Raw genomic sequence first — 25908 nt, 5'->3', positions numbered from 1 at the left:
CAAGTGTTTTTTACACAAAAATGATTTGAAAATAAAAATTTAACTCAATTTGTATCAAAAAATAACAGAAATCTAGCATTTTTTGTATAAAAAAGAATCTAAGCTGTCTTTATTATGATTTCAGTCACAAGATGAATAAATTAAAAACAGAGCCTTTTTAAGGAGAAAACTATGAAAGCATTACGTGTTTTAGTAACAACAACAGCTTTATTTGCTGCCGGCGCTGCAATGGCAGATGAAGCCGTTGTTCATGACAGCTACGCATTTGATCAAAAACAATTACTTCCTGTGGGGGTGCGTGCTGAGGTAGGTACAACTGGTTACGGTGGTGCTTTATTATGGCAAGCAAATCCATATGTGGGCTTAGCTTTAGGTTATAACGGTGGTGACATTTCGTGGACAGATGATGTTTCTGTAAATGGTACTAAATATGACCTAGATATGGACAACAACAATATCTATTTAAATGCTGAGATTCGTCCATGGGGTGCTAGCTCTAATCCATGGGCTCAAGGCTTATATGTTGCTGCAGGTGCTGCTTATCTAGATAATGATTATGACTTAGCTAAACGCATTGGTAACGGTGAAACATTATCAATTGATGGTAAAAACTATCAACAAGCAGTTGCAGGTCAAGAGGGTGGCGTAAAGGGTAAGATGAATTATGAAAATAATATTGCTCCTTACGTAGGCTTTGGTTTTGCTCCAAAATTTAACAAGAATTGGGGCGTATTTGGTGAGGTAGGTGCCTACTACACTGGTAATCCAAAAGTTCAGTTAACTCAATATAACCTTGCTCCTGTAAATGGGAATCCAACGTCTGCTCAGGATGCAGTAGATAAGGAAGAAAATGAAATCCGTAATGATGATAAATACAAGTGGTTACCAGTTGGTAAAGTTGGTGTGAACTTCTACTGGTAAGATCTTAAAGAAAAAACGAGCTACGGCTCGTTTTTTTTGCATCTAATAAAATAAAAGAGCTAAAAAGCTCTTTTATTTTTTCTTAATTTTTATTCATCTGGATAAGCAATTTTCTTTAGCGCTTTAATATCCGCATCAGGTGAGCATAATGAAATAAACTCATAACCATAACCGCGTAATAGATGACCTTTGCGCACCGCAATCCATGTCGTGTTGACACCAAAAATATCTGTCTTGGTTTGCTTTAAGCGATAATCACGTTCTGTGTCATAAGCTACATCATTGACAATACCCACACCCATGCCAAGTTCCACATAGGTTTTAATAACATCGGCATCAAGAGCTGACATTACGATATCGGCATCGAGTTGGGCTTCTTCAAAGGCTTTATCGATTTTAGATCGACCTGTAAAACCACCATGATAAGTAATGAGTGGGTATTCTGCTAAAAGTTCTAGAGTGATCTTATCTGCCTGCACTAAAGGATGATTTTGCGGGGTAATAATACTGTGTTGCCATTGGTAGTAAGGAATGCTAGCCAGATTCTCTTCAGTCGTTAAAGACTCGGTTGCAATTCCAATATCCGCTTCACCTTGTAAAAGCATTTCTGAAATTTCGACAGGGCTGGCTTGTTGTAAAATTAAATGAACTTTTGGAAATAATTTTTTAAATTGATTGACGATCGGAGGCAAGACATAACGTGCTTGAGTATGCGTAGTTGCGATCGTTAATGTTCCTTCGTCGACTTTATTAAAGTCTTCAGCAAGTCGTTTAATATTTTCAGCATCCACTAACATGCGTTCAACAATGCTAAGAAGTGATTGTCCTGGTTCAGTTAAACCTAAAAGGCGTTTACCTTTACGAACGAAAAGTTGAACACCTAATTCATCTTCTAAGTCTTTGATGTGTTTACTTACACCTGATTGAGATGTGTAGAGTGCAGCCGATGCTTCCGTCAAGTTAAAGTTTTGGCGTACTGTTTCTCGGATAATTCTTAATTGTTGAAAGTTCATTTACACTTTTCCTCAAAAGAGGTGAGGAGCGTCTAAAAATCCGCAAGATATTTCCTCACCAAATATATTTCTTAAGCAACTTGGTCTGCAAATAAGTGCAATTGAGATGCACTCACCCAAACAGTTTGATTAGGTTTAAATGCATGTAATTTTGCAGCTTCACTGCTCAGAGCAATTTCAATTAAACGTCCATTACGGTCTTGTAATTCGGCCACTACTTTTCCAGCAATCCAGATTTCACGCACAAACGTCGCTTCAATGGTATTCGCTTGCGGTTGCGAATGAATATGTAACTCATCTGGACGGGCAAAAGCAATTACTTTTCCTTGAGGCGCCTCAACTGTTGTCGGTAATTGAATACGGTCATTGCCGATACGGATAATACCTTCCGTATGTTCACCTTCAAATCGATTTGCCTGACCCAAGAAATCAAATACAAACGGCGTTGCAGGTTTTTCGTAGACTTCACGAGGTGAGCCGATCTGTTCGACATTGCCTTTATTCATGACAATAATCTGGTCTGCTACTTCAAGTGCTTCTTCCTGATCGTGAGTCACGAAAATTGAAGTGATATGCAACTCATCATGTAAATTGCGCAACCAGCGACGTAACTCTTTACGAACTTTGGCATCTAAAGCACCAAACGGTTCATCCAGCAATAAGACTCTTGGCTCTACTGCCAAAGCACGGGCTAAAGCAATACGCTGACGTTGTCCGCCAGAAAGCTGGGCAGGGTAGCGGTCTGCTAAAAAGCCTAGTTGAACTAGATCAAGTAAACGAGTAACACGTTTTTTAATTTCAGCTTCCGAAGGGCGTGTTGCACGAGGGCGAACACGTAAACCAAAGGCAATATTGTCAAATACGGTCATGTGACGGAATAAAGCATAGTGCTGAAATACAAAGCCAACCTGACGCTCACGCACATGTACATTAGTCGCGTCTTCGCCTTCAAGTAGCACTTGACCACCATCGGCTGACTCTAGACCGGCAATAATACGAAGTAGCGTTGTTTTACCGCATCCAGATGGACCAAGTAATGCGACTAGTTCACCTTCCGGAAAGTCTAGGGAAATATTTTTAAGCGCATGGAATGCACCAAAGTGTTTTTCAATATTTTTAACTTGAATACTCATGATTTCATTCCTTACGAATCAGTTGAATGTGGTTGTGGTTTGTCTTGATGTAGTTCTAACCACGTTTTCAATACCAGCGTTAAGATGGCTAAAAAAGCAAGTAATGAGGACACGGCAAATGCTGCGCTAAAGGTGTACTCGTTATATAAAATTTCGACATGAAGTGGCAGGGTATTGGTTTCACCACGGATGTGGCCAGAAACTACTGATACTGCACCAAACTCACCCATTGCACGGGCATTACATAGAATCACGCCGTAAATTAGCCCCCATTTAATGTTAGGGAGTGTGACCTTCCAAAAGGTTTGCCATCCCGATGCGCCGAGTACAATCGCTGCTTCTTCCTCTTCAGTTCCTTGAGCTTCCATGAGTGGAATTAACTCACGTGCTACAAATGGAACGGTAATAAAGATGGTCGCTAAAACAATTGCAGGTACGGCATATAGAATTTTGATGTCATTATCCATTAACCAGCCGCCTAACCAGCCTTGAGCACCAAAAATCAGTACAATCATTAAACCTGCAATAACGGGTGAAACCGAAAAAGGCATATCAATAATGGTCGTTAAAATAGCTTTGCCTCTAAACTGAAATTTAGAAACGGCCCAAGCTGCCGCAACACCAAATATCACGTTAATCGGCACAGCAATCGCTGCGGTGAGTAAGGTTAATTTCACTGCTGATAATGTATCTGGATCAATCAAAGCCTGAACATAGACTTCAAGTCCCTGTTTAAATGCTTCCACGAAAACCAAAATAAGTGGCAACATCAGGCAGCTGATAAAGAAAATCAGTGCAATGGTAATTAAGGTATAACGTACCCAAGTCGGCTCACGTGTCGCGTCACGAGATTGCAACTTCAAGGCAAGCGCATTGCTGTCGGTATGTAAATTCATGTGATATTTCTCCCCGTACGACGGTTTGCCCAGACTTGAAGTAAATTAATGGCAAATAAAATAATGAAAGAGAGAACTAACATCACAGCAGCAATTGTGGTTGCACCTGCATAGTCATATTCCTCAAGACGAGAAATAATCATGAGTGGTGCAATCTCTGTTTTAAAAGGTTGATTGCCAGCAATGAAAATAACAGAACCATATTCACCCACGCCGCGAGCAAATGCCAAAGCAAAGCCTGTAAATACGGCAGGTAGTAAGATCGGTAAAATAATTTTAGTGATGGTTTGCCAACGATTTGCGCCGAGTGCGGAAGCCGCTTCCTCAAGTTCAGTTTCGATATCACTGAGTACTGGTTGAACTGTTCTTACAATAAATGGGATACCAATAAACACCAATGCCAGCGTAATCCCGATAGGTGTATAGGCAACCTGAATACCAAGTGGTTCCAGATATTGTCCTATCCAGCCAGTAGGTGCATAGAGTGAGGTCAGCGCAATACCTGCAACCGCTGTTGGAAGTGCAAAAGGTAAATCGACCAAAGCATCAACCAGACGTTTTCCAGGAAAGTTATAGCGCACAAGGCACCAAGCCAAAAGCAAACCAAACACAACATTAATAAACGCTGCGATTAAAGCTGAGCTAAAGCTGAGTTGAAGCGATTTTAAAATGCGCTCAGACGTTAAAATTTCCCATAATCCGTCCCACCCAATTCCAAATGATTTGATAAAGACTGCGGCTAATGGAATAAGCACAATAAAAGACACATAGGCGAGGGTGAAGCCCAAAGATAGACCAAACCCTGGCAGCACTCGGGATCGCTGCGACATGATATTTCCTCAAAGAGAAAAGCCTGCTGAAACCAGTAAGCGAATAAATAAAGATAAACGGTGCGGTATAAAGATTGGTATTAAGCAAATTTCAAAGAGAAATGTGTTTTTACCGGGTCGATAGATGAGTGACTACACATCGAATCTTCTGGAATCAAATAATTCAGTAAATCTGGAAATGGCCCAAAACCTGAGGCAACATTAATATGACCAACTTCACCAAGATTCACTGGATTTAACTTCCATGATTTTGCAAGTTGTAAAGCATCAAAAAGACCGAGCCAAGGATCGTTCTCACTAATGAGTAGCGTTGCAGGCACATCAATTTTTAATTGATGAAAATACGCTTTGTAGTCGGTCAAGCTATGACGAGCAAATCCTGCTTCCCCAAAGCGTGCTGGATTTGCTGGTGCGACTAAAATAAGTTTCTTCACTTGGCTTCTTAATTCTGGATACTCTGCTAAAGCAGCAACACTTGTTAAACATCCAAAACTATGGGCAACAATCTGAACAGGAGTTGGTGCTACTTGAACTGTTTTAACAAATTGTTCAACCCATTCGCTTAGTACGGGTCTATCCCAGTTTTTTTGCTCAACACGAGAACTAGACACGAGTTGACGCTGCAACCAAGATTGCCAATGTTGATGTTCACTACCACCTACACCCGGAACAATTACAGTGTGAATCATGTCTGTTCTCCTTATCTTTAGTCCAAAGAATTACTTCTCTGCACTATTGATTTTCACGATTTGATCGAAAACACCACCATTATCAAAGTGTTGTTTTTGCACTTTTGTCCAACCACCAAATTCTTTATCGATGGTTACAAGCTTCAATGGCTTAAATACATTGCTGTATTTCTTAAGAACAGCTGCGTTACGCGGACGGTAGAAGTTACGAGCTGCAATTTCTTGACCAGCAGGTGAGTACAAGTAGTTGAGATAACCTTTAGCAATCGTTAAGTTGCCTTTTTTAGCTGCATTCTTCTCTACAATTGCAACTGAAGGCTCAGCTAAGATCGAAAGAGATGGAGTAATAATTTCAAATTTGCCCGGTTGTTCGCGAAGAGCTAAATGAGCTTCGTTTTCCCAAGCTAGCAATACATCACCAATACCGCGCTCAGCAAAAGTAGTCGTTGCACCACGTGCACCCGAATCTAGAACTTTAGTGTGTTTATAAATTTGACGAACGTACTCTTGTGCTTTTGCATCATTGCCACCCGGTTGATGTTTTGCCCAAGCCCAAGCTGCAAGATAATTCCAACGAGCACCACCAGAAGTTTTCGGGTTTGGTGTAATAATTTCTACACCCGGTTTGATTAAATCAGCCCAGTCTTTGATTTGTTTTGGATTGCCTTTACGCACTAAAAACACAATCGTTGATGTATATGGCGTTGAGTTTTGTGGCAGTTTTTTCTGCCAGTCTGTTGGAAGTAGTTTTGCTTTTTCAGCAATTTCATCGATATCAGCCGCAAGTGCTAATGTCACTACATCTGCGTTTAAGCCATCAATAACCGCACGCGCCTGTTTACCAGAACCGCCGTGTGATTGCTTAAACTCAATATCTTGACCCGTACGTTGTTTCCAGTAAGTACCGAACTGTTTGTTGAAATCGGTATATAACTCACGAGTTGGATCGTAAGAAACGTTTAAAAACTCTTGAGCTGCAAATGATGAAACAGAAAGAAGTGCAGCGATAACCCCGACTTTTAATTGAGAAAAACGCATGAGATAAGTCCTCAAAAAATATGAAATGTTCAAAACATGAACGCAGAATAGCGCTAGTCTTTATTCTAAAAAAATAATAAAAAACGAATTTAATATGAAAAAAATAGAAATAGTAAAAAGAGATAAACTATTCTTAAATCTTGATATATAACAAGTTTCAAAAGTTAATACGAAATCGGTATAATTTTTTAAAATCAATCATTTATTATTTAAATGAAAGGTGTTGTTTTGTTATGCGGTTTTTAAGAAAGGGTGATCAAACATGTGGTGTTTTAAAAATGGGCAACCTGTTGAGACCATTCCTTTATTGGATCGAGCATTTCATTATGGCGATGGGTGCTTTACCACAATTCGTGTTTTTCAAAACCAGATTGAGCTTAAAGAAAGACACTGGGAGCGTCTAAAACTTGCATGTCAAAGACTGTCTTTAACTGCGAATTTTGAACTCATAGAACAAAGCTTACAGCAATTACAAAAGCAAAATCTTGTGCTCAACGGCACTTTAAAAATTGTGATTAGTCGTGGTGAAGGTGACCGTGGTTATAGCTTGCCAAAGCATGAAGCAGATATTTATATCTGGTTTTATCCAAAAGCTTTAGAGCCATTTTTGCCCGACTCTATCCAGTGTGGTGTCTTAAATCAGGCCCTAGGTCTAACCATGCCGAGCTTGGTCGGACTTAAATCTTTAAACCGTCTTGAACAAGTATTGCTAAAAAAAGAAGCAGATCAACTCGGGTGGGCTGAAGCATTAGTTACTGATGTACAAGGTTATATTGTTGAAGGGATCAGCAGTAATTGTTTTATTCGTTTAAATGATAGATGGATTACTCCTGAACTTCGCTATAATGGCGTCCACGGTGTAATGCGGGCAGAAATTCTAGCGCGTATGCAGCACCATGGTATTGCCTGTGAAGTACGTGTGATTGAGTTAGATGAAGTATCTGAAATACAAAGTCTATTCTTTTGTAATGCTTTAAACCCTATGCGAGTGGTTACTCATTTAGGCGAAAAAACGCTAGATACACAGGCATGCATAGATTTATTTCATATCCTTAACTTAAATCAGATTCATTAATATGCCGAAGCCACCTGTGAATGCGAAAGCAAAAAACGCCAAGAAAAATAACAAAAAACAAGCTCCAAAATTTTCTAAGCGATTGGTTCTAATTGGCCTTTTTATTGTTTTAATTTCTACTTTTGCCATTTTATGGTCAAGCTTGTTTAAGGCTTATCCTGTCGAAGGAAAAAAACAGATGTTATCGATTACATCTGGTGAAACTTATTCTGGTTTTATTGATCGTTTGGCAAAAGAAGACAAAATTAGCTTTCCTATCGTATTGAAGCTTTATCAGAAGTTTATGATTCATGACAGCATGAAAGCTGGCGTGTATGAAATTGAACAAGGGATGAGTGTAAGACAAGTATTAGAGATGTTATCTGATGCTGATAATGCTCAGATGAACCGTGTTTTGGTCATTGAAGGTACAACTTTTAAGCAGCTTATTACTGCACTCAAAAATGATAAAAATGTAAAAAATACAATATTGGATTTACCTAACGATCAGCTTATGAAAGCGCTTGGGATTCCTTACGAACATCCAGAAGGCTTGTTTGCGCCGAATACTTATTTCTTTGCCAAAGGCGAGACTGACAAGAAAATTCTTACCGATTTATATCATCGTCAAATAAAAGCTCTAGATGCAGCTTGGGCAAAACGCGCGCCGAATTTACCTTATAAAGACAAATATGAAGCATTAATTATGGCTTCTATTGTTGAGAAAGAAACAAGTTTAGACAGTGAACTTACACAAGTTTCTGGCGTTTTTGTCCGCCGTTTAAAACTCGGTATGCGTTTACAAACAGATCCTACGGTTATTTACGGTATGGGTAATAACTATAAAGGCAATATTACCCGAGAAGACCTGCGTACCCCAACGCCATATAATACCTATACCATTAATGGTTTGCCTCCAACTCCAATTGCTTTACCAAGCCAAAAAGCGATTGAAGCAGCGTTACATCCAGATAACTCAAACAACATCTATTTTGTAGCGACTGGTAATGGTGGGCATAAATTTACGGCAAGTTTGCAAGCGCATAATCAAGCGGTGCAGGACTATTTATCCGTGTTGAGATCGAAGAAATAAGGAAAAAAGATGTTTATTAGCTTTGAAGGCACGGAAGGGGTAGGTAAAACTACACTCATTCGAAAAATTCATCAGTATTTTGAACAACAAGGCAAACAAGTTGTTTTAACTCGAGAGCCGGGTGGGACGCCGCTAGCTGAACAAATTCGTTCAATGCTTTTAGCAGTGAATCATGATGAAAACATGAGTCATGATACTGAACTATTACTTATTTATGCGGCACGTGCTCAACATTTACAGCAGATTATTTTGCCCGCTCTAGAAGCAAACAAAATTGTATTAAGTGATCGTTTTACTGATGCAAGTTTTGCTTATCAATGTTCTGGTCGTGGTTTAAGCCAAGATAAATTACAGCTTTTAAATCAGAACTTTGTTTCGCGCATGCCTGAGGTGACTTTCTGGTTAGATGCACCGATTGAACTTGGTATGAACCGTGCCCGTGAGCGTGGAGCATTAGACCGTTTTGAACAAGAAAAGTTAAGCTTCTTTACTAAGGTTCGTGAAGGCTATGAAACCTTGTGGAAAGCTGAACCACAACGTATTAAGCGAATAGATGCAACCCAAAGTCCTGATCAGGTGTTCGAACAGGCATTGCAATATTTAGGATAAGCAATTGAATGAGCCACTCTTATAAAAATGGGAGTGGTTAAAAATGACGTTAATTCTGATTTAAAACGTCATAGAAAAGATCTGTTATTTTCTTATGCTATCTTACATATGATTTTATAGATTGAAGAATAACAAGGATGAAAAGTTCAAAAGAAGAAATCGTGGCATTTCTTGAAAAGGAATTTCCACCCAGTCTTGAACATTGCACGATTGAATCAGTCACCCCAAAAGCTGCAGTTGTTTACTATCATGTTGATCAAAGACACCAACGTCCCGGTGGAACTATATCTGGCCCAACCATGATGACTTTGGCAGATTTTGCTTTATATATTGCGATATTAGGTGAGATCGGCCTTGTTGGTTTAGCCGTAACCACTAACTTTAATATTAATTTTTTAAGAAAGCCCGCGGGCGATCAAGACTTACGTAGTGAGTGTAAACTCATGAAAGTAGGAAAGAGTTTAGTAGTGGGTGAGGTTTGGATTTATTCGGTCGGTTTGGATGAACCCGTTGCGCATGTGACCGCGACTTATTCAATCCCACCTAAATCATAAAGATCAAAGCAAATAAAAAGCACAGTCTGAACTGTGCTTTTTTGTAGAAGAACAACTTAAATATCAGTATTAACTAAGGGCTGTTCTACTGCAAAATTTGGAGGAGTTAAAACCGTTTTACGAATCTCACTCGAAGTTTCCGGATAATCGAGTGTGTAATGCAGACCACGTGATTCTTTGCGTTGCATAGCACAGCGCACAATCATTTCAGATACTAAAACAAGGTTACGCAGCTCGATCAGGTTTTTACTGACACGGTAATCTTGATAATATTCAGTGATTTCGCGCTTTAACATTTCAATACGGTGTAAAGCACGTTCTAAACGTTTGGTAGTCCTTACAATACCAACGTAGTTCCACATGGTCGAACGTAACTCATCCCAGTTTTGTAAAATCACCACATCTTCATCTGGATTAGTTACTTGTGAGTCATCCCAAGTGGGTACTTCCGGTAATTTGAAGTTCTCATCAAATTTATTTTCGATATCTTTTGCTGCACTCATACCGTAAACGAAGCACTCAAGTAATGAGTTACTTGCCATACGGTTTGCACCATGTAAGCCCGTATATGACGTTTCACCAATCGCATAGAGACCTTCAATATCGGTTTGGCTATTTGAGTCAACCACCACACCACCACAAGTGTAATGTGCGGCCGGCACCACTGGAATCATGTCTTTGGTAATGTCGATGCCTAACTCAAGCAATCGTGCATAAAGTGTTGGGAAGTGCTCTTTAATGAACTCAGGTGATTTATGGGTAATGTCTAACCAGACATGGCGAATACCGAGACGCTTGATTTCATGGTCAATGGTACGTGCCACAATATCGCGGGGAGCTAATTCTGCACGATCATCAAAACGTAGCATAAAACGTTCGCCATCCGGCAAGCGCAAGTAAGCGCCTTCACCACGCATAGCTTCAGTAATTAAAAAAGAGCGGGCTTGAGGATGATAGAGACAAGTTGGATGGAACTGATTAAATTCCATATTCGCTACACGACAACCTGCACGGTAAGCCATCGCAATACCGTCACCTGTAGCAATATCTGGATTAGATGTGTACAGGTAAGCTTTCATTGCACCGCCGCAAGCCAGCGCGGTAAATGGGGCAAGGAAAGTATGAACTTTTTCAGTGTTTTCATCTAATGCATACAAACCAATAGCACGATTCGCTTGGTCAGTATGGCCTAATTTATGTGATGTAATTAAATCAATCGCAATATAATTTTCAAAAATAGTGATATTTTTACGTTCTTTAGCACGTTCAACCAAAGTGGTTGAAATAGCTTTACCTGTTGCATCCGCAGAATGGATAATGCGGCGCTGAGAGTGACCACCTTCGCGAGTTAAGTGAAGCTGCTCATCCTCATCTAGAGTAAATTGCACGCCTTGTTTTAAAAGAAAATCAACAGAAGGGCGGCCGCCTTCTACGGTATGTTGCACTGCATCCATTTCACATAAATGAGCGCCTGCAATCATAGTGTCATTAATGTGCTGTTGAATAGAGTCAGTCTCGTCAAGAACAGCAGCAACGCCGCCTTGAGCATAGAAGGTACTTGCTTCGGTTAGAGCAGCTTTGGCTAAAACTGCAATATTAAAATGATTTGGTAACGATAAAGCCAGACTTAAACCAGCGCCGCCGCTGCCCACAATAATCACGTCAAAGTGGTGAATTGTCTGTAAATTAGGCATGTCCATTCGCTTCAATTTAAAACGTCCGCTAATGACACCCCTTTTTACCTAAAAAGGCAAGAGCCTAAGCGCTCTAACTCAGAGAAAAATTGCAATTGGCTTAAAAAGTTGCAATGCGTAAAATAATCCTTGTGATGACGTATTACAAATAAACATATTGTTACGCACAACCTCAAAGCGTTGTGATACAACAGTTTTATCCTTATTCTCGTAGACCAATTGTGGGTGAGCACCGAATGAAATCTCGCTATTTACAACAAGGAATGTATGCAGCGGTATTTACAGTTGCTGCTGTTCAAGCAAATGCTGCTGTTGATTTTTCAAATCTTGTTGAACAAGTTAGTCCGGCAGTCGTGAGTGTAAATGTCGTAAAAAAAATGACTCAGGATGAACTGTTGCAGCAGCAAGTTCCTGAAATTTTAAAACGTTTCTTTGGCAATCAGGTCATCATTCCACAACAACAAGGTCCACAAGAAAAGACAGCTTACGGAAGTGCATTCTTTATTAGTAAAGATGGTTACTTACTTACTAACCATCATGTGATTGAAAATGCCTCTCGTATCAGTATTACTTTAAATGACCGACGTGAAATTGATGCAACTGTAGTGGGTAGTGATGAGCGTACAGATGTTGCCTTGTTAAAGGTCAATGGAACTAACTATCCAGCTTTACGAGTAGGAAATGTTGACCGTTTACGTGTCGGTGAACCTGTTTTAGCAATTGGTTCGCCGTTTGGTTTTGACTACTCAGCTTCGGCAGGTATTGTTAGTGCAAAATCACGAAACATGAGCGGTGAAACTTCGGTGCCATTTATTCAAACAGATGTGGCTTTAAACCCGGGTAACTCAGGTGGTCCATTGTTTAACCAAAATGGTGAAGTGGTCGGGGTAAACTCGCGAATATTTAGTGGTACTGGCGGCTATATGGGCTTGTCTTTCTCTATTCCGATTGATGTAGCCATGGACGTTGCCGACCAGCTTAAAACAAAAGGTAAAGTAACACGCTCTTACCTTGGCGTGATGATGCAAGATATTGACCGAAACCTTGCCGATGCCTACAAATTACCAAAACCTGAAGGTGCTTTAATTACTCAAATTTCTCCGAACTCACCTGCACAAAAAGCAGGGCTGAGAGCGGGTGACGTGATTTTAAAATTAAATGGTGCATCTGTACTTCGTACGAGTGATTTACTCTACGCATTAAACAAAGTACAGCCAAATCAAACTGTTCAATTTGAAGTATTGCGTGATGATAAAACACGCAATATTTCAGCGACCTTAACAACTGCACCAGATGAAACGCCTGCCACTGGTACAAAAGGTGCTACATCTAAAGGGCCAGTTCTAGGCATGAGTATTCGTGATTTAGCTGAACCGGAAAAAAATGCGTTGAGCGTGAAAGGCGGTATTTATGTACAAGATGTTCGCCGTGGTGGTTTAGCGTCACTGTCAAATATCATTCCGGGTGATGTGATTACTCAAGTCAATAATAACCAGATTTTAAATAGTCAGGATTTTGCAAAAGTTGTTTCTAACTTGCCGAAAAATACAGTAGCACGTGTTGCTATTATTCGTCAGGGACAGCGTGCGATGCTTGGTTTGCGTATTCAATAATCTTCAACCAGATTACTAAGCCACCCTAAAATGGGTGGTTTTTGTTATTTAACTTGAGCCTTTAGCGATATCTACCTACACTTAATTTCAGTTTTAAGGTTAATAAGTAAGAGTGTTCATTTGTGAGTAGTATTTTTGATTTACATATTGAGGTGCAGCCACATCACATTGATGCGTTAGGACACGTAAATAACGTAATGTATGTTCAATGGATGCAAGATGTAGCTGCTGCCCATGTTGAAACTTTGGGAGTAGGGGTAACTAAATATCTTGAGTTAAAACATGCCATGGTCGCGGTTGAGCATCATGTGCAATATCGTAAAGCTGCATTTGAAGGTGAAAAAATTGTATTACGCACATGGTTAGATGATATTAACGCGCTTTATTCGTTCCGCCAGTATGTGTTTTTCCGCCCATCAGATCAGGCCGTATTATTTGTTGGAAATACTAAATGGGCATGTATTGAAATTGCTTCAGGTCGTCCTAAACGAATGTCGCCAACTTTTACCCATGCATATATGCCGCTTGATTCAAGCATAAATCCTTATGATTTTACCGTTTCATATGCTCAATAATTGGACGTAATACACTTCCTTTGAATGTCCTTTTTTAAAACATAAGTACAAAGCTCATGATTATTTTGGATACTTTAAAATATGCATCTGTTATAATCTCACGCAATTTATTTAACCGCTTTGGCTGTGTATTAAAACAAGCTACATAGCACTCTATATTTTCTCAAGGTAACCCATGGCGCAAGCTAAAAAATCCGTCGATATCAAAAATATACGAAATTTCTCGATTATTGCCCACATTGACCATGGTAAGTCTACATTGGCTGACCGTTTTATTCAGATGTGTGGTGGTCTACAAGATCGTGAAATGCAAGCTCAAGTCTTAGACTCAATGGAGCTTGAGCGTGAACGTGGGATTACCATTAAAGCCGCTTCCGTCACGCTGTATTACACCCATCCAAATGGTCAGGAATATCAACTAAACTTTATTGATACACCGGGGCACGTTGACTTTTCTTATGAAGTTTCTCGTTCATTAGCTGCATGTGAAGGTGCGCTATTGGTTGTAGATGCTGCACAAGGTGTTGAAGCGCAATCAGTTGCAAACTGCTATACAGCAATTGAACAAGGTCTCGAAGTTCTTCCTATTCTAAATAAAATTGATTTACCACAGGCTGAACCTGAGCGTGTAATTCATGAAATTGAAGAAATTATCGGGATTGAAGCGACAGATGCACCAACTTGTTCAGCAAAAACTGGTTTAGGTGTTGAAGGCGTACTCGAGCGTTTGGTTGATGTTATTCCAGCACCAGAAGGTGATCGTGAAGCACCATTACAAGCATTAATTATCGACTCATGGTTTGATAACTACTTAGGCGTAGTTTCTCTTGTTCGTATTAAACAAGGTCGTATCCGTAAGGGCGACAAAATGTTGGTTAAGTCGACAGGGCAAACTCATCCGGTAACTTCTGTAGGTGTATTTAATCCTAAGCATACTGAAACAGATATCCTTGAAGCTGGTGAAGTAGGTTTTGTTATCGCGGGTATTAAAGATATTTTTGGTGCGCCAGTAGGTGACACTATTACACTTGCGTCTACACCGGAAGTCACAACTTTACCGGGTTTCAAAAAGGTTAAACCGCAGGTATATGCTGGTCTTTTCCCGATTGATGCGAGTGACTTTGAACCATTCCGTGAAGCATTACAAAAATTACAGATCAATGACTCGGCTTTATTCTTTGAACCAGAAAGTTCAGATGCTTTAGGCTTTGGTTTCCGTTGTGGCTTCTTAGGTATGCTACATATGGAAATTGTACAAGAGCGTTTAGAACGTGAGTACGATCTTGATCTCATCAGTTCTGCACCTACTGTAATTTATGAAGCATTAACCAAGAAAGGCGAAACGATTTACATCGATAGTCCATCAAAAATGCCAGATGGATCGACTGTAGAAGATTTACGTGAACCAATTGCGGAGTGTCATATCCTTGTTCCTCAAGAATATTTAGGGAACGTAATGACGCTATGTATCGAACGTCGTGGTGTACAAAAAGATATGAAATTCTTGGGTAACCAAGTTTCTATTACTTTTGAAATCCCGATGGCTGAAGTTGTTATGGACTTCTTTGACAGATTGAAGTCATGCTCTCGTGGCTTTGCATCGCTAGACTATAATTTTGTACGTTTTGAAAGTTCAGCTTTAGTTAAGGTTGATGTGTTAATTAATAGCGAAAAGGTTGATGCCTTGGCTATGATTTGCCACCGTAATGATGCACGCCATCGTGGTATTGCATTGGTTGAGAAAATGAAAGATTTAATTCCTCGCCAAATGTTCGATGTTGCTATTCAGGCAGCAATCGGTGCGCAAATTATTGCCCGTTCTACCGTAAAAGCGATGCGTAAAAACGTATTGGCAAAATGTTATGGTGGTGACGTTTCGCGTAAGAAAAAACTACTTTCTAAACAAAAAGAAGGTAAGAAACGTATGAAACAAGTGGGAAGTGTTGAAATTCCACAAGAAGCGTTCTTGGCTGTATTGAAAGTAGAAAGATAAGAAATGAGGGTGGGGGAAAGGAGTTATTTCTTTTCCCCACTGTAATACAAGCAGCGAGGCTGCGAGTGAGGTCATGTGGATTTTGATTTTAATTTAATTCTTGTTCCAGTTACGCTGATTCTATTTGCAGTGTGGTTGTTAGATAAACTTGTATTAAAACAGCGTGCAAATAAAGGGCGCGGGAACGAAAATTTTGTCATTACATGGGCCTATGACTTTTGGCCGGTTTTAGCTGTAGTCCTTGTACTTCGTTCATTTCTTTATGAACCATTTAATATTCCGTCGGATTCTATGGTGCCAACTCTAGAAACTGGTGATTTTATTCTCGTTAATAAATTTGATTATGGTGTGCGTTTACCTATTGTTAATAAGAAAATTATTGATGTTGGTGAACCAAAGCGTGGTGATGTAATTGTATTCCGTTATCCACCTCAACCAACAATTAGCTATATTAAACGTGTAATTGGTTTACCTGGTGATCATATTGTTTACGACCATGGGCAATTGATTATTAATGGGCAAAAAGTACCGAAAGTATTAACACAGTTCAGTCGTGAAAAAGATGTGATGGATACGCCAACGTCTATTTATCATAAAGAGACGATTGGTGAGCATACCTTTACAATGCGTGAGCTTGAAGGCGTAAATGTAGCGCGTCAAGCACCGTTTATCAACTATGTTGAAAATGGTAAATATGCAAACCAAGACGGTTTATATTGGGAAGTGACTGTTCCAAAAGGACATTACTTTGCAATGGGGGATAACCGCGATCAAAGTGCAGACAGTCGTTTCTGGGGCTTTGTTCCTGAAGAAAACTTAACAGGACGAGCATTCTATGTGTGGATGCATAAAGAACCGGGCTTACACCTTCCTAACTTTGGCCGAAATGGAAAAATAGATTAAAAACAACCATTAGGAAAAAAAGAAATGCGTAAGGCACAACAGGGTACTTCGTATTTAGCAATTTTATTTGGGGTGGTTATATTTGCAGTTACAGTAAAAGCTGTACTTGCAGTTTGGCCAGCATATTGGGATGATCGGCTGATTAATAATCAGATAGAAGAGCTTTTACAAGAAAGCTCTTCTGAGATCACACCACAAAAGTTTGTAACACAAATGGATCAGCGACTCGAAATGAACAATGTTCGTGATCTCCACTTTAAAGAGATCGCTCAAGTGTTTAATCAGTCAGGTCTAATGGTCAAAAAGAAATATGAAGTAAGAAAACCTTTCTTATTTAATATTGATTTAGTTTTAACATTTGAGAAGAGTTTTGATAAAACATCAGTTCAAACTAAGTGATCCTCGCTTACTGAGTCGAATCGGATATCAATTTAAGCAGCTTGAGTTGTTACAGTTAGCTTTGACTCATCGTTCGGTGAGTCATAAATACAATTACGAGCGTTTAGAGTTTCTGGGCGATTCATTATTAGGCATGATCATCGCTAATTATCTATATCATGCCTATCCAAATGAAAATGAAGGTCGTCTCACGCGTATGCGAGCGACTTTAGTTCGTCAGGAAGCTTTAGGTAAAATTGCAACAGATTTGCAACTTAGTCGGTGTTTAATATTAAGTACAGGCGAGTTGAAGTCTGGCGGTCATCATCGCGAGTCAATATTAGCAGATACGGTGGAAGCAATTATTGGCGCAATCTATCTTGATAGTGGTGATCTCAACTTACTTAAAGATATTGTGCTAAAATGGTACATACCCTATTTAGACCATATAGAACCTACGGATCAACTCAAAGATCCGAAATCACGTTTACAAGAGTATCTACAAGCACGTAAAAAACCTCTCCCTGTTTACGAGGTTGTAGATATTCAGGGTGATGCACCTCATCAGCACTTTAAAGTTGAATGTGTAGTAGATGGTTTACCGAAGATTTATGGTGAGGGTTCAAGTCGTCGTTTTGCCGAGCAGGCAGCAGCGGCGGAAATTTTAAAGTTATTGGAGCAATAACCTGCATGTCGATGCATTCTGATCAAATCAATCCAGATTCAAATGAAAACCAAGATCCTAATAATCTGATTGATCAATTTTTTAGTTCCAAAGGCGTTACAATCCCTTCGGATTTTAAGAGCGGATTTGTGGCGATTGTAGGACGTCCAAATGTGGGTAAATCTACCCTCATGAACCATTTGTTAGGTCAAAAACTCTCTATTACTTCGCGTAAGCCTCAAACTACACGTCATAAAATTATTGGTATTGATTCACGTGAAAAAATGCAGGCGGTATACGTAGATACCCCGGGTATGCATAAAAAAGAAGTGCGTGCTATTAATAAAATGATGAACCGTGCTGCACACTCTGCATTACGTGACGTTAATTTAGTTTTATTTGTTATTGATGCTTATAAGTGGACTCAAAACGACGATTTAGTGCTTGAGAAACTCAAGAATGCTGAAATGCCGGTTATTTTAGTCATTAATAAGGCGGATACGTTTGAAGATAAAAGAGAGATTCTTCCACTTATTCAAGAACGTGCCAAACTTATGAATTTTGCTGAGATTGTTCCTGTTTCTGCATTGCGTGGAGCAAACTTAGAACACTTAAGCGAAACGATTGAGAAGTATCTTCCTTATCAACCACCTTTGTATTCATTTGATCAGATTACTGATCGCTCTGAGCGTTTCTTGGCGAGTGAAATTATTCGCGAAAAAATCATGCGTCAGTTAGGTGAAGAGCTTCCTTATGATTTAACAGTACAAATTGAATCTTTCAAAACGGAAGAGGCAACTGTTAATGAAAAAACTGGTCGTTTAAAACCGGCTTGTACCTATATCGATGCAACGATTTTTGTAGATCGTGCTGGTCAAAAAGCCATTGTAATTGGTGAGAAAGGAACCAAGCTTAAAACGATTGGTATGGATGCTCGAAAAGACATGGAAAAAATGTTTGAGCAAAAAATTATGCTCACACTTTGGGTAAAAGTGAAGGGTGGCTGGTCTGATGATGAGCGTGCTCTAAAAAGCTTAGGATATAGTGATATCTAAAGGATAAGGATACTGGTATGAAAACAATTACATCATTAATCGCTATACTTGGATGTACATTGCTGTTACAGGGTTGTGTATATAAGCTTGTAACCGTACCAGTAGGTATCGCCTATAAAACTACCAAAGGTGTAGTTAAAGGTACAGCAGCCGTCGTAGGTGCTGTGATTCCTGATGGTGATGATAAAAAAGAAAAAGAATCTGAGGAATAGATTCTTTTTATGATGCGCAATGAAGTCCTCCATGGATATATGATTCATCATCGTAAGTACCGTGAAAAAAGTCATATTGTGCATCTTTTTACTCAGGAATATGGGCGAGTCGATGGTATTTTAAGACAGACTCCGCCTCCTCAATATCAACCTATTCGCCTGCAAGCGACTGGTAAAAGTGAACTCAAGAATTTTACAAAGCTAGAAATATTAAATCAGCCAGTTTTCTTTTTTGGTGATGCTTTTTTTGCCGGATTCTATTTAAATGAAATTGTTCTTAGACTTTGCCCATTAGAAGAGGCAATGCCGCAAACTTTTGAGCAATATCAATTAACTCTGCTTCAATTACAGCAATTATCTTCGCACGAAAATCCTGATCTTTTTTTGAGACAGATTTTGCGTCAGTTCGAACATGTTTTACTTCCTGAGCTTGGTTACGCGATTGATTTCTCAATTGATACTCAACAACAGCCAATACAGGCTCATCAGTTTTATCAATTCCAAGTGACCGAGGGTTTTGCCCCCGTTGTTCAAGCGAGCCGTTCTTCATTGTCAGGTAAAGCAATTTTATCTATGTTGGATTATGAGCAAGGTCAGGATTTTTCTCACGAACAATTGCAATTATTAGGTAAACTATACCGCCAAATGATTACATCGCTTTTAGGTGATCGTCCCCTAAAAAGTCGACAATTATGGATTCAAAACACTCAAACTCAATCGTAATTAGGATTTATTTATGGCTGCATTGCTTGGTGTAAACATAGACCATGTTGCTACTTTGAGACAGGCGCGCGGTACTACTTACCCAGATCCTGTAGAAGCTGCTCTTATTTGTGAACAAGCTGGTGCAGAGGGTATTACTTTGCATTTACGTGAAGATCGTCGTCATATTCAAGATGATGATGTACGTCGCATGCGTCCATTATTAAAAACACGTATGAATCTAGAGTTGGCTGTTACTGATGAAATGGTCGAGTTTGCGAAAGAAATCCAACCACAGCACGTATGTTTTGTTCCTGAGAGACGTCAAGAAGTAACGACTGAAGGTGGTTTGGACGTCGTTGGTAACTTTGAAAAAGTTAAAGCGGCAACTCAAGCCTTAGCGGCTCTTGGTTGTGACGTATCATTATTTATTGATGCTGATTTAGCTCAAATTGATGCAGCAGTTGCATGTGGTGCACCTACGATTGAGTTGCACACGGGTGCATATGCAGATGCGGAAACAGAGCAAGATCAACAAGCTGAATTAGCACGTATTATCAAAGGTGTTGAATACGCAGCTTCAAAAGGTTTGGTTGTAAATGCTGGTCACGGCCTTAACCTAAAAAATATTGCGCCAATTGCAGCTATTCCCCAAATTCATGAATTAAATATTGGGCATTCAATTATTGCTGAAAGTGTTTTTGTAGGTTTGGTGCAAGCTGTTAAAGATATGAAAACAGCGATTCAGGCAGCAGGATAATTACTTATGTCGAGTATCAATTACGATGAACTAATGCAACCTGTGGTGGCCTTTTTAGGGTGTCAAACACCAAATGCATGGTTGGATGAAGCAGTCAATAATTTAGATATCTTGATGCAAGATCATGCGAATTGCGAAAAGAAAGCCGCTAGTACAGCAATGAACTTAATGTTTCGTTATAGCTTCTTTCCTGACTTACAAGTAAAACTAGCTCAACTTGTACGAGAAGAAATGCTCCACTATGAACAAGTGCTTGAGCTTATGGCTAAGCGTGGTCAAGAATGGACCGGTTTAAGTGCCGGACGTTATGCGGGTGGGCTGCGCAAAGAGATTCGTACTTATGAACCTGAAGCTTTAATTGATGTACTGGTCATTGGTGCTTTTGTTGAGGCTCGTTCATGTGAACGTTTTTATGCACTTGCTCCGCGTGTAGATGATGAGTTAGGACGTTATTATCGATACTTGCTTAAGTCAGAGTCTCGTCATTTTGAAGACTATCTAGCTCTTGCGCTTGATGTGGCAACCACTGCAAAAATGAAAGATCCTAAAGAGGATATTCAGCAGCGAATTGATCATATTCGTGAGGTTGAAAAGAATCTGATTTTAACGCCAGATGATACTTTCCGTTTTCATAGTGGCGTACCCGTCTAATCTTAGATGATTGAAGTAAAAAAGTTTATCTCTCTAGATAAACTTTTTTATTATAACTATATAATTCTTTAAAATTAATTTTCAAAAAAATCTTTTATTTTTTAAAGTAATAAAGAATATTATGTAAATATAAAGATAAATCTGTTCAAGATCGGTTTAGCTAAAATAGTTGATTATTTCTAAGGATATAAGAATGTTAGCATTAGTTACAGGTGCCTCAGCGGGCTTTGGTTATAGTATTTCAAAGAAACTGATTGAGTTAGGCTATAACGTTATTGGATGTGGAAGACGAGCAGAAAAGCTAGAAGAATTACAACAAGAGCTCGGTGAAAAATTCTATCCTTTAGTATTTGATATGACAGATACGGCAGAAAATATAAATAAAGTATTGGTTGATTTACCAGTCGAATTTCAAATCAGTCAAATTGATTTATTGGTGAATAATGCTGGATTGGCATTAGGATTGGAACCCGCAGATAAAGCAGAATTAGATGATTGGTACACAATGATTGATACCAATGTGAAGGGGTTGGTTACGATTACCCGATTAATTTTGCCAAGTATGGTAAAGAAAAAATCAGGTTTAATTATTAATATGGGTTCGATTGCAGGTACATATCCATATCCTGGGGGGAATGTGTATGGAGCAACCAAAGCATTTGTGGAACAATTTAGTTTGAATCTTCGTGCAGATTTAGCTGGTACTGGGGTGCGAGTAACAAATATTGAACCAGGACTTTGCGGTGGTACAGAGTTTTCTTTAGTACGTTTTAAGGGCGATGAGGATAAAGTAAATAGCCTGTATGATAAAAAGAATCCACTCTTGTCTGAAGATATTGCAAATACGGTAGCTTGGATTGCTTCACAACCGCCACACATTAATATTAATCGTATTGAAATGATGCCGACCACGCAATCTTTTAATCCCTTAAAAGTCGTTGAAGTAGATTAATGACTTAAGAAGGTAAGATATTCTTTAGAGTTAGATTGGATCATTAACCCCAACAAAGGTTCTAAGAATAAAAATTAAATCCTCTATGTGCTGATAGGGGATTTTTTATAACTCTTGATAAATTTTTGGCAAAAAAAAGCCCGCTTTAATGCTGCGGGCTTTTTAGTATTTGGCTCTCCCACCTGGGCTCGAACCAGGGACCTGCGGATTAACAGTCCGTCGCTCTACCGACTGAGCTATGGGAGAATCTGCATGCGATTATAAGGAGATTTTGAGAAGGGTCAAGTGTAAATTGTCATGTTTACTTCATTTTTGTGTTGTATGCTTTTTATTTGATCAGTTGGGTGATGAGTTTAAAAATTACTTGCGCTTTAAAAAATCAATTGCTAGATTCAAAAAAGAACAAGCGTTTGGAGAAATCCAAACAGTGTGGATTTAAACCAACTTGCCAGCACTAAAATGGCTAAATCGGAGATAAGTATGAAAACGCTTACGATCGCTTCTATTTTTTCAAATTTTGATTTTTATCAAAGCAATTATCTTAATATTTTAAGTCAATCAGAATCTTATTACACACTTGTAGAAGGTGCATGGATTAATGCTTACCCCTTCAAAAAACAAGAATTGTATTTAGGCGACTTATTGCAACTTTGGTTTAGCACTAAATGGAATGTGCATCATTCACTTAAAGTTTTAAAAAGCTCAAAACCATTAAACTCTTCTAAAGATTTATATATTTTTCAATTGGAAGGGGAATTACTGCTGGGTAAAAATAAAGTTTTAGCTTGGTCTGACGAACATCAAGAAATTATAGAGCTTCAACTTAAAAGTATTTGGGCATCCTATGTGATTGCACAAACTTGTGAACGTCCAAATAATCAAGATTACTCAATAAAAAAGGCAGCGGTTTAAGGCTGCCTTTAATCATTATGAACGAATAATCATGCAAGTTGCAGTTGCATAAGCATATAGTTTACCGTCCTCATCAATAATCTTGCCTTCGGAAATCCCTAAGTTTTTGCTGAGGTTGATCAGTTGTCCAATCGCAATAAGTTGCTTATTTTGAGGGATTGGGCGGCACATTTTTACATTGAGGTCGATAGTTCCATAACCTTCACCTGCTTCAAGTGCACTATGTATAGCGCAACCAGTCACCGAGTCGAGTACAGTTGCTGCAAATCCACCGTGTACACCGCCCATTGGGTTTAGGTGATTTTGATCTGCCTGAGCATGAAATTTGGCAAAGCCTTTTGCCACTTCAGTTGGATACATTGGAATTGTTTTTCCCATGCTCGGTGGCGGGAAGTGACCATCAAGCAGTGCCTGTAAAACTTCAAGTCCAGTCATGTCTTTTGGGTGTTTCATTTTTTAAGTCCTTTAAATATTTAAGTTCTAAAATGGAACTTATTGTTAGCCTATTATTCGGTCCGAGTTGTGTCAATTCTATAGTTAAAAATTGAACTCATAAGTCGAAGCTTAGAAACCTATTTATTGAGTACAAAATTTCTTTATTATAAAAATTGAATTAAATGAGTTGCATAATGAATTAGATAGATAAGAGAGTCTTCTTATACACTATAAAAAATAACAGGAGCATAAGGACAATGCTGTTTAAAATTGCGCTAGCAATGATGGCTTTTGCAGCGAATTCTGTACTATGCCGTTTGGCTTTGGCGGGCCAACATATTGACCCAATGACTTTTAGCTTGATACGAGTAGGAAGTGGTGCAGTTGTTTTATTAGGACTGTTTTTATATTCAAAATCATCTCAAGCCAAAGTCCAGTGGAACCTAAAAAATGCACTTTTTCTAGCGGTTTATATTTTGGCATTTTCGTATGCTTACCTTCAAATTGATGCAGGTATTGGTGCTTTACTATTGTTTGGGGTTGTACAGCTGACCATGGTGCTTTACGGCTATTGGCAGGGTGAACAGATTGGCATATATCGTGGTATAGGCTTATGTATTGCTTTAGCTGGAATCATTGTTTTGCTATTACCGGGTGCTCATGCGCCTAATTGGGGATATGCTCTAATTATGGCGATATCTGGTTTGGCATGGGCGGGTTACAGTATTGCGGGTCGTAATATGACACAGCCTATTGGTAGTACTTTGGCAAATTTTACATTAGCTGTACCAATAGTTTTGTTGGCAAATATATTACTTGCTCAAGATCGCTACATTGACTTGCAAGGATGGATTTTAGCGGTTTTGTCGGGTGGTGTTACTTCAAGTGGGGCTTATGTCCTTTGGTATGCGATTCTGAAGCATATTGATCGGGTGACTGCCAGCACAGTACAGTTAAGTGTGCCATGTTTAGCGATTATAGGGGGGAGCCTATTCGTAAATGAGACTGTAACCGAGCGAGTGATTTTATCTAGTGTTATGGTTTTATTCGGGATTTTATTGGTCATCTATGTAAAACCTCCTAAAACTAACAAAGCATAGAATTAAAAAAAAGGGTTCTCTTAAGAGAACCCTTTTTATGCAAAATGCAGATTATTTCGCAGCTTTTTCAGCTTCAATTGAAGCGATAGCAGCGTCTACACCTTCAATTGAGTCTGCAGCTTTTTTGATACGTGCTAATGCATCAACAAGTACTTCGTCAGCTGTTGCATATGAAATACGCATAAAACCGCCCAAACCAAATGCATCACCAGGAACTACTGCTACGCCAGTTTCTTCAAGTAACCATTCAGAAAACTCTGTGCAAGACTTTAAACCTTTTGCACGAATAAGAGGGCGGATGTTTGCATAGGCATAGAAAGCGCCATCAGCAGGTAAGCAAGAGATCCCTTTAATGTCATTCAAGCCATTTACAACTAGGTCATGACGGCGTTTGAATGCTTCAATCATTGGCTGTAAAACGTCTTGTGGACCATTCAATGCAGCTTCAGCAGCAACTTGTGAAATAGAAGTTGGATTTGAAGTTGATTGAGATTGGATTTTTTTCATTGCCCCAATGATTTTTGCTGGACCGGCTGCATAGCCAATACGCCAGCCTGTCATTGCATATGCTTTAGACACACCATTTAAAACAATCGTGCGGTCATATAAATCTGGAGCAACAGTTGCGATGTTGTAGAACTCATCTTCCCAACGAATTGGTTCATACATATCGTCAGATGCAACAAATACTTGTGGATGACGACGTAAAACTTCAGCTAAAGCTTCTAATTCAGCTTTGCTATAAATCATACCTGTCGGGTTAGATGGGCTGTTTAATACCACTAAACGAGTGTTCGGTGTAATCGCAGCTTCTAATTGTTCAGGAGTGATTTTGAAACGTTGGTCTTCGCCACATTTCACAATGACTGGAGTACCTTCAGCAATAATAACCATATCTGGATAACTTACCCAGAAAGGTGCTGGAATGATCACTTCATCGCCTTTGTTTAATAGAGCAAGTGCCAAGTTAAAGAAGCTTTGCTTACCACCACATGAAACCAAAATCTGATTTGCTTGATAATCAAGATTATTATCACGTTTAAATTTAGCAATAATTGCTTTTTTTAACCCAGGAGTACCATCTACAGCCGTATATTTGGTGAAACCATTATTAATCGCTTCAATTGCAGCATCTTTGATATGTTGAGGGGTATCAAAATCTGGCTCGCCAGCACCTAAACCAATCACGTTCTTGCCAGCAGCTTTAAGCTCAGCAGCTTTGTTCGTTACAGCAAGTGTAGGGGACGGTTTGATAGCATTGACACGATCAGAAAGACGTACGTCCACGGCAATATTCCTCTTATGGGATTAAAAATAAAAAGCATCCTATCTTATCGCAAAAATTAAGCAATTTGCGGAAGTGATTCCTCTTAGATGTAAAAAAGTTTAGTTTGGTAATAAACTTAAGCAAGATTTATACAATTGAAGCTTTTTTGAAAAGAAATGAGAAAAATCATTTATAATAAGTCGCAATCGAAA

Annotated in this window: 29 protein-coding genes and 1 tRNA gene; 20 read left to right on the top strand and 10 right to left on the bottom strand. The window is 39.1% G+C overall.

The annotated features are described in order from the left end of the window. Positions 1–171: 171 nt before the first annotated feature. Complete coding sequence (gene carO / locus KTI78_RS01305) at positions 172–921, top strand: ornithine uptake porin CarO type 1 (protein ID WP_016140276.1); 750 nt, start codon at positions 172–174, stop codon at positions 919–921. 89 nt (positions 922–1010) lie between these two features. On the opposite strand, the gene KTI78_RS01300 is transcribed toward carO, so the two are convergent. From KTI78_RS01300 to KTI78_RS01275, 6 genes are all read right to left on the bottom strand, one after another. After that, positions 1011–1934, bottom strand: coding sequence for a CysB family HTH-type transcriptional regulator (locus KTI78_RS01300; protein WP_016140277.1), 924 nt, complete (start codon positions 1932–1934; stop codon positions 1011–1013). A gap of 71 nt (positions 1935–2005) precedes the next feature. After that, positions 2006–3067: a sulfate/molybdate ABC transporter ATP-binding protein gene (locus KTI78_RS01295; RefSeq protein WP_016140278.1), complete on the bottom strand. Its 1062-nt coding sequence runs from the start codon at positions 3065–3067 to the stop codon at positions 2006–2008. Positions 3068–3078: 11 nt separating this feature from the next. Continuing rightward, positions 3079–3963: a sulfate ABC transporter permease subunit CysW gene (gene cysW, locus KTI78_RS01290; protein ID WP_224991504.1), complete on the bottom strand. Its 885-nt coding sequence runs from the start codon at positions 3961–3963 to the stop codon at positions 3079–3081. Continuing rightward, positions 3960–4793 carry a sulfate ABC transporter permease subunit CysT gene (cysT, locus tag KTI78_RS01285; protein WP_057106507.1) on the bottom strand — a complete coding sequence of 278 codons (834 nt, stop codon included), beginning with the start codon at positions 4791–4793 and terminating at the stop codon, positions 3960–3962. The genes cysW and cysT overlap by 4 nt, the downstream gene beginning before the upstream one ends. 80 nt (positions 4794–4873) lie before the next feature. Beyond that, positions 4874–5482, bottom strand: coding sequence for an alpha/beta hydrolase (locus KTI78_RS01280; protein WP_057106506.1), 609 nt, complete (start codon positions 5480–5482; stop codon positions 4874–4876). 30 nt (positions 5483–5512) lie between these two features. Further along, complete coding sequence (locus KTI78_RS01275; protein WP_224991503.1) at positions 5513–6520, bottom strand: sulfate ABC transporter substrate-binding protein; 1008 nt, start codon at positions 6518–6520, stop codon at positions 5513–5515. Positions 6521–6782: 262 nt separating this feature from the next. On the opposite strand from KTI78_RS01275, the gene pabC reads away from it, so the two are divergent. The 4 genes from pabC to KTI78_RS01255 all read left to right on the top strand — a co-directional run bounded on the left by pabC (position 6783) and on the right by KTI78_RS01255 (position 9830). Then, on the top strand, positions 6783–7595 hold the full coding sequence (gene pabC / locus KTI78_RS01270; protein WP_004790717.1) for an aminodeoxychorismate lyase: 813 nt from the start codon (positions 6783–6785) through the stop codon (positions 7593–7595). Position 7596: 1 nt separating this feature from the next. After that, entirely contained in the window at positions 7597–8667 is a 1071-nt protein-coding gene (gene mltG / locus KTI78_RS01265) for an endolytic transglycosylase MltG (protein ID WP_262444968.1), read from the top strand. Between the two features lie 9 nt (positions 8668–8676). Then, the gene (tmk, locus tag KTI78_RS01260; RefSeq protein ID WP_262444967.1) at positions 8677–9276 is read left to right on the top strand and encodes a dTMP kinase; all 600 of its coding nucleotides are present in this window, start codon (positions 8677–8679) and stop codon (positions 9274–9276) included. Between the two features lie 137 nt (positions 9277–9413). After that, positions 9414–9830, top strand: a complete 417-nt coding sequence (locus tag KTI78_RS01255) for a PaaI family thioesterase (RefSeq protein WP_016140286.1) — start codon at positions 9414–9416, stop codon at positions 9828–9830. 56 nt (positions 9831–9886) lie between these two features. On the opposite strand, the gene nadB is transcribed toward KTI78_RS01255, so the two are convergent. Next, positions 9887–11530: an L-aspartate oxidase gene (gene nadB / locus KTI78_RS01250; RefSeq protein WP_000367525.1), complete on the bottom strand. Its 1644-nt coding sequence runs from the start codon at positions 11528–11530 to the stop codon at positions 9887–9889. Between the two features lie 230 nt (positions 11531–11760). Here nadB and KTI78_RS01245 point away from each other — a divergent pair, with 230 nt between their 5' ends. The 12 genes from KTI78_RS01245 (at position 11761) to KTI78_RS01190 (ending at position 21982) form a co-directional block, all read left to right on the top strand. Then, on the top strand, positions 11761–13137 hold the full coding sequence (locus tag KTI78_RS01245; protein ID WP_016140288.1) for a Do family serine endopeptidase: 1377 nt from the start codon (positions 11761–11763) through the stop codon (positions 13135–13137). Between the two features lie 122 nt (positions 13138–13259). Continuing rightward, on the top strand, positions 13260–13712 hold the full coding sequence (locus tag KTI78_RS01240; protein ID WP_262444966.1) for an acyl-CoA thioesterase: 453 nt from the start codon (positions 13260–13262) through the stop codon (positions 13710–13712). 175 nt (positions 13713–13887) lie between these two features. Continuing rightward, complete coding sequence (lepA, locus tag KTI78_RS01235) at positions 13888–15705, top strand: translation elongation factor 4 (protein ID WP_016140290.1); 1818 nt, start codon at positions 13888–13890, stop codon at positions 15703–15705. Between the two features lie 75 nt (positions 15706–15780). Further along, entirely contained in the window at positions 15781–16608 is an 828-nt protein-coding gene (gene lepB / locus KTI78_RS01230; protein ID WP_016140291.1) for a signal peptidase I, read from the top strand. A gap of 24 nt (positions 16609–16632) precedes the next feature. Continuing rightward, positions 16633–17007 (top strand): DUF4845 domain-containing protein, encoded by a 375-nt coding sequence (locus tag KTI78_RS01225; RefSeq protein WP_262444965.1) that lies wholly within the window; start codon positions 16633–16635, stop codon positions 17005–17007. Further along, positions 16979–17671 carry a ribonuclease III gene (gene rnc / locus KTI78_RS01220; RefSeq protein ID WP_005067830.1) on the top strand — a complete coding sequence of 231 codons (693 nt, stop codon included), beginning with the start codon at positions 16979–16981 and terminating at the stop codon, positions 17669–17671. Before KTI78_RS01225 ends, rnc begins: the two co-directional genes overlap by 29 nt. 11 nt (positions 17672–17682) lie before the next feature. Beyond that, the gene (gene era, locus KTI78_RS01215) at positions 17683–18705 is read left to right on the top strand and encodes a GTPase Era (protein ID WP_014207367.1); all 1023 of its coding nucleotides are present in this window, start codon (positions 17683–17685) and stop codon (positions 18703–18705) included. 17 nt (positions 18706–18722) lie between these two features. Further along, positions 18723–18917, top strand: coding sequence for an NF038104 family lipoprotein (locus KTI78_RS01210; RefSeq protein WP_016140293.1), 195 nt, complete (start codon positions 18723–18725; stop codon positions 18915–18917). A gap of 9 nt (positions 18918–18926) precedes the next feature. Further along, a complete protein-coding gene (locus tag KTI78_RS01205) occupies positions 18927–19640 on the top strand; it encodes a DNA repair protein RecO (protein WP_016140294.1) in 714 nt (237 codons plus the stop codon). 13 nt (positions 19641–19653) lie between these two features. Beyond that, positions 19654–20379: a pyridoxine 5'-phosphate synthase gene (gene pdxJ / locus KTI78_RS01200; protein WP_174728104.1), complete on the top strand. Its 726-nt coding sequence runs from the start codon at positions 19654–19656 to the stop codon at positions 20377–20379. A 6-nt stretch (positions 20380–20385) separates the two neighbouring features. Further along, a complete protein-coding gene (locus tag KTI78_RS01195; protein ID WP_125738403.1) occupies positions 20386–21030 on the top strand; it encodes a tRNA-(ms[2]io[6]A)-hydroxylase in 645 nt (214 codons plus the stop codon). A 193-nt stretch (positions 21031–21223) separates the two neighbouring features. Beyond that, complete coding sequence (locus KTI78_RS01190) at positions 21224–21982, top strand: SDR family NAD(P)-dependent oxidoreductase (RefSeq protein WP_262444964.1); 759 nt, start codon at positions 21224–21226, stop codon at positions 21980–21982. A 170-nt stretch (positions 21983–22152) separates the two neighbouring features. Here KTI78_RS01190 and KTI78_RS01185 read toward each other — a convergent pair. Beyond that, a tRNA-Asn gene (locus KTI78_RS01185) sits at positions 22153–22228 on the bottom strand. Positions 22229–22274: 46 nt separating this feature from the next. Between KTI78_RS01185 and KTI78_RS01180 the strand changes: the two genes are divergently transcribed. Together KTI78_RS01180 and KTI78_RS01175 are read left to right on the top strand one after the other, a co-directional pair. Continuing rightward, positions 22275–22421, top strand: coding sequence for a hypothetical protein (locus KTI78_RS01180; RefSeq protein WP_262445024.1), 147 nt, complete (start codon positions 22275–22277; stop codon positions 22419–22421). Between the two features lie 41 nt (positions 22422–22462). After that, entirely contained in the window at positions 22463–22894 is a 432-nt protein-coding gene (locus KTI78_RS01175) for a hypothetical protein (RefSeq protein ID WP_262444963.1), read from the top strand. A gap of 15 nt (positions 22895–22909) precedes the next feature. Here the strand turns inward: KTI78_RS01175 and KTI78_RS01170 are convergent, their stop codons facing one another. Then, the gene (locus tag KTI78_RS01170; protein WP_224991494.1) at positions 22910–23347 is read right to left on the bottom strand and encodes a PaaI family thioesterase; all 438 of its coding nucleotides are present in this window, start codon (positions 23345–23347) and stop codon (positions 22910–22912) included. Between the two features lie 239 nt (positions 23348–23586). Here KTI78_RS01170 and KTI78_RS01165 point away from each other — a divergent pair, with 239 nt between their 5' ends. Then, positions 23587–24429 (top strand): DMT family transporter, encoded by an 843-nt coding sequence (locus tag KTI78_RS01165; RefSeq protein WP_262444962.1) that lies wholly within the window; start codon positions 23587–23589, stop codon positions 24427–24429. Positions 24430–24480: 51 nt separating this feature from the next. Here the strand turns inward: KTI78_RS01165 and KTI78_RS01160 are convergent, their stop codons facing one another. Continuing rightward, on the bottom strand, positions 24481–25716 hold the full coding sequence (locus KTI78_RS01160; protein WP_002118408.1) for a pyridoxal phosphate-dependent aminotransferase: 1236 nt from the start codon (positions 25714–25716) through the stop codon (positions 24481–24483). Between the last annotated feature and the right edge of the window lie 192 nt (positions 25717–25908).

It is taken from the genome of Acinetobacter sp. WU_MDCI_Abxe161 (assembly GCF_025514355.1).
GTDB lineage: Bacteria > Pseudomonadota > Gammaproteobacteria > Pseudomonadales > Moraxellaceae > Acinetobacter > Acinetobacter pittii_E.
The sequence above is the reverse complement of the archived record's forward strand: the minus strand, read 5'-3'. Positions and strand labels throughout refer to the sequence as shown.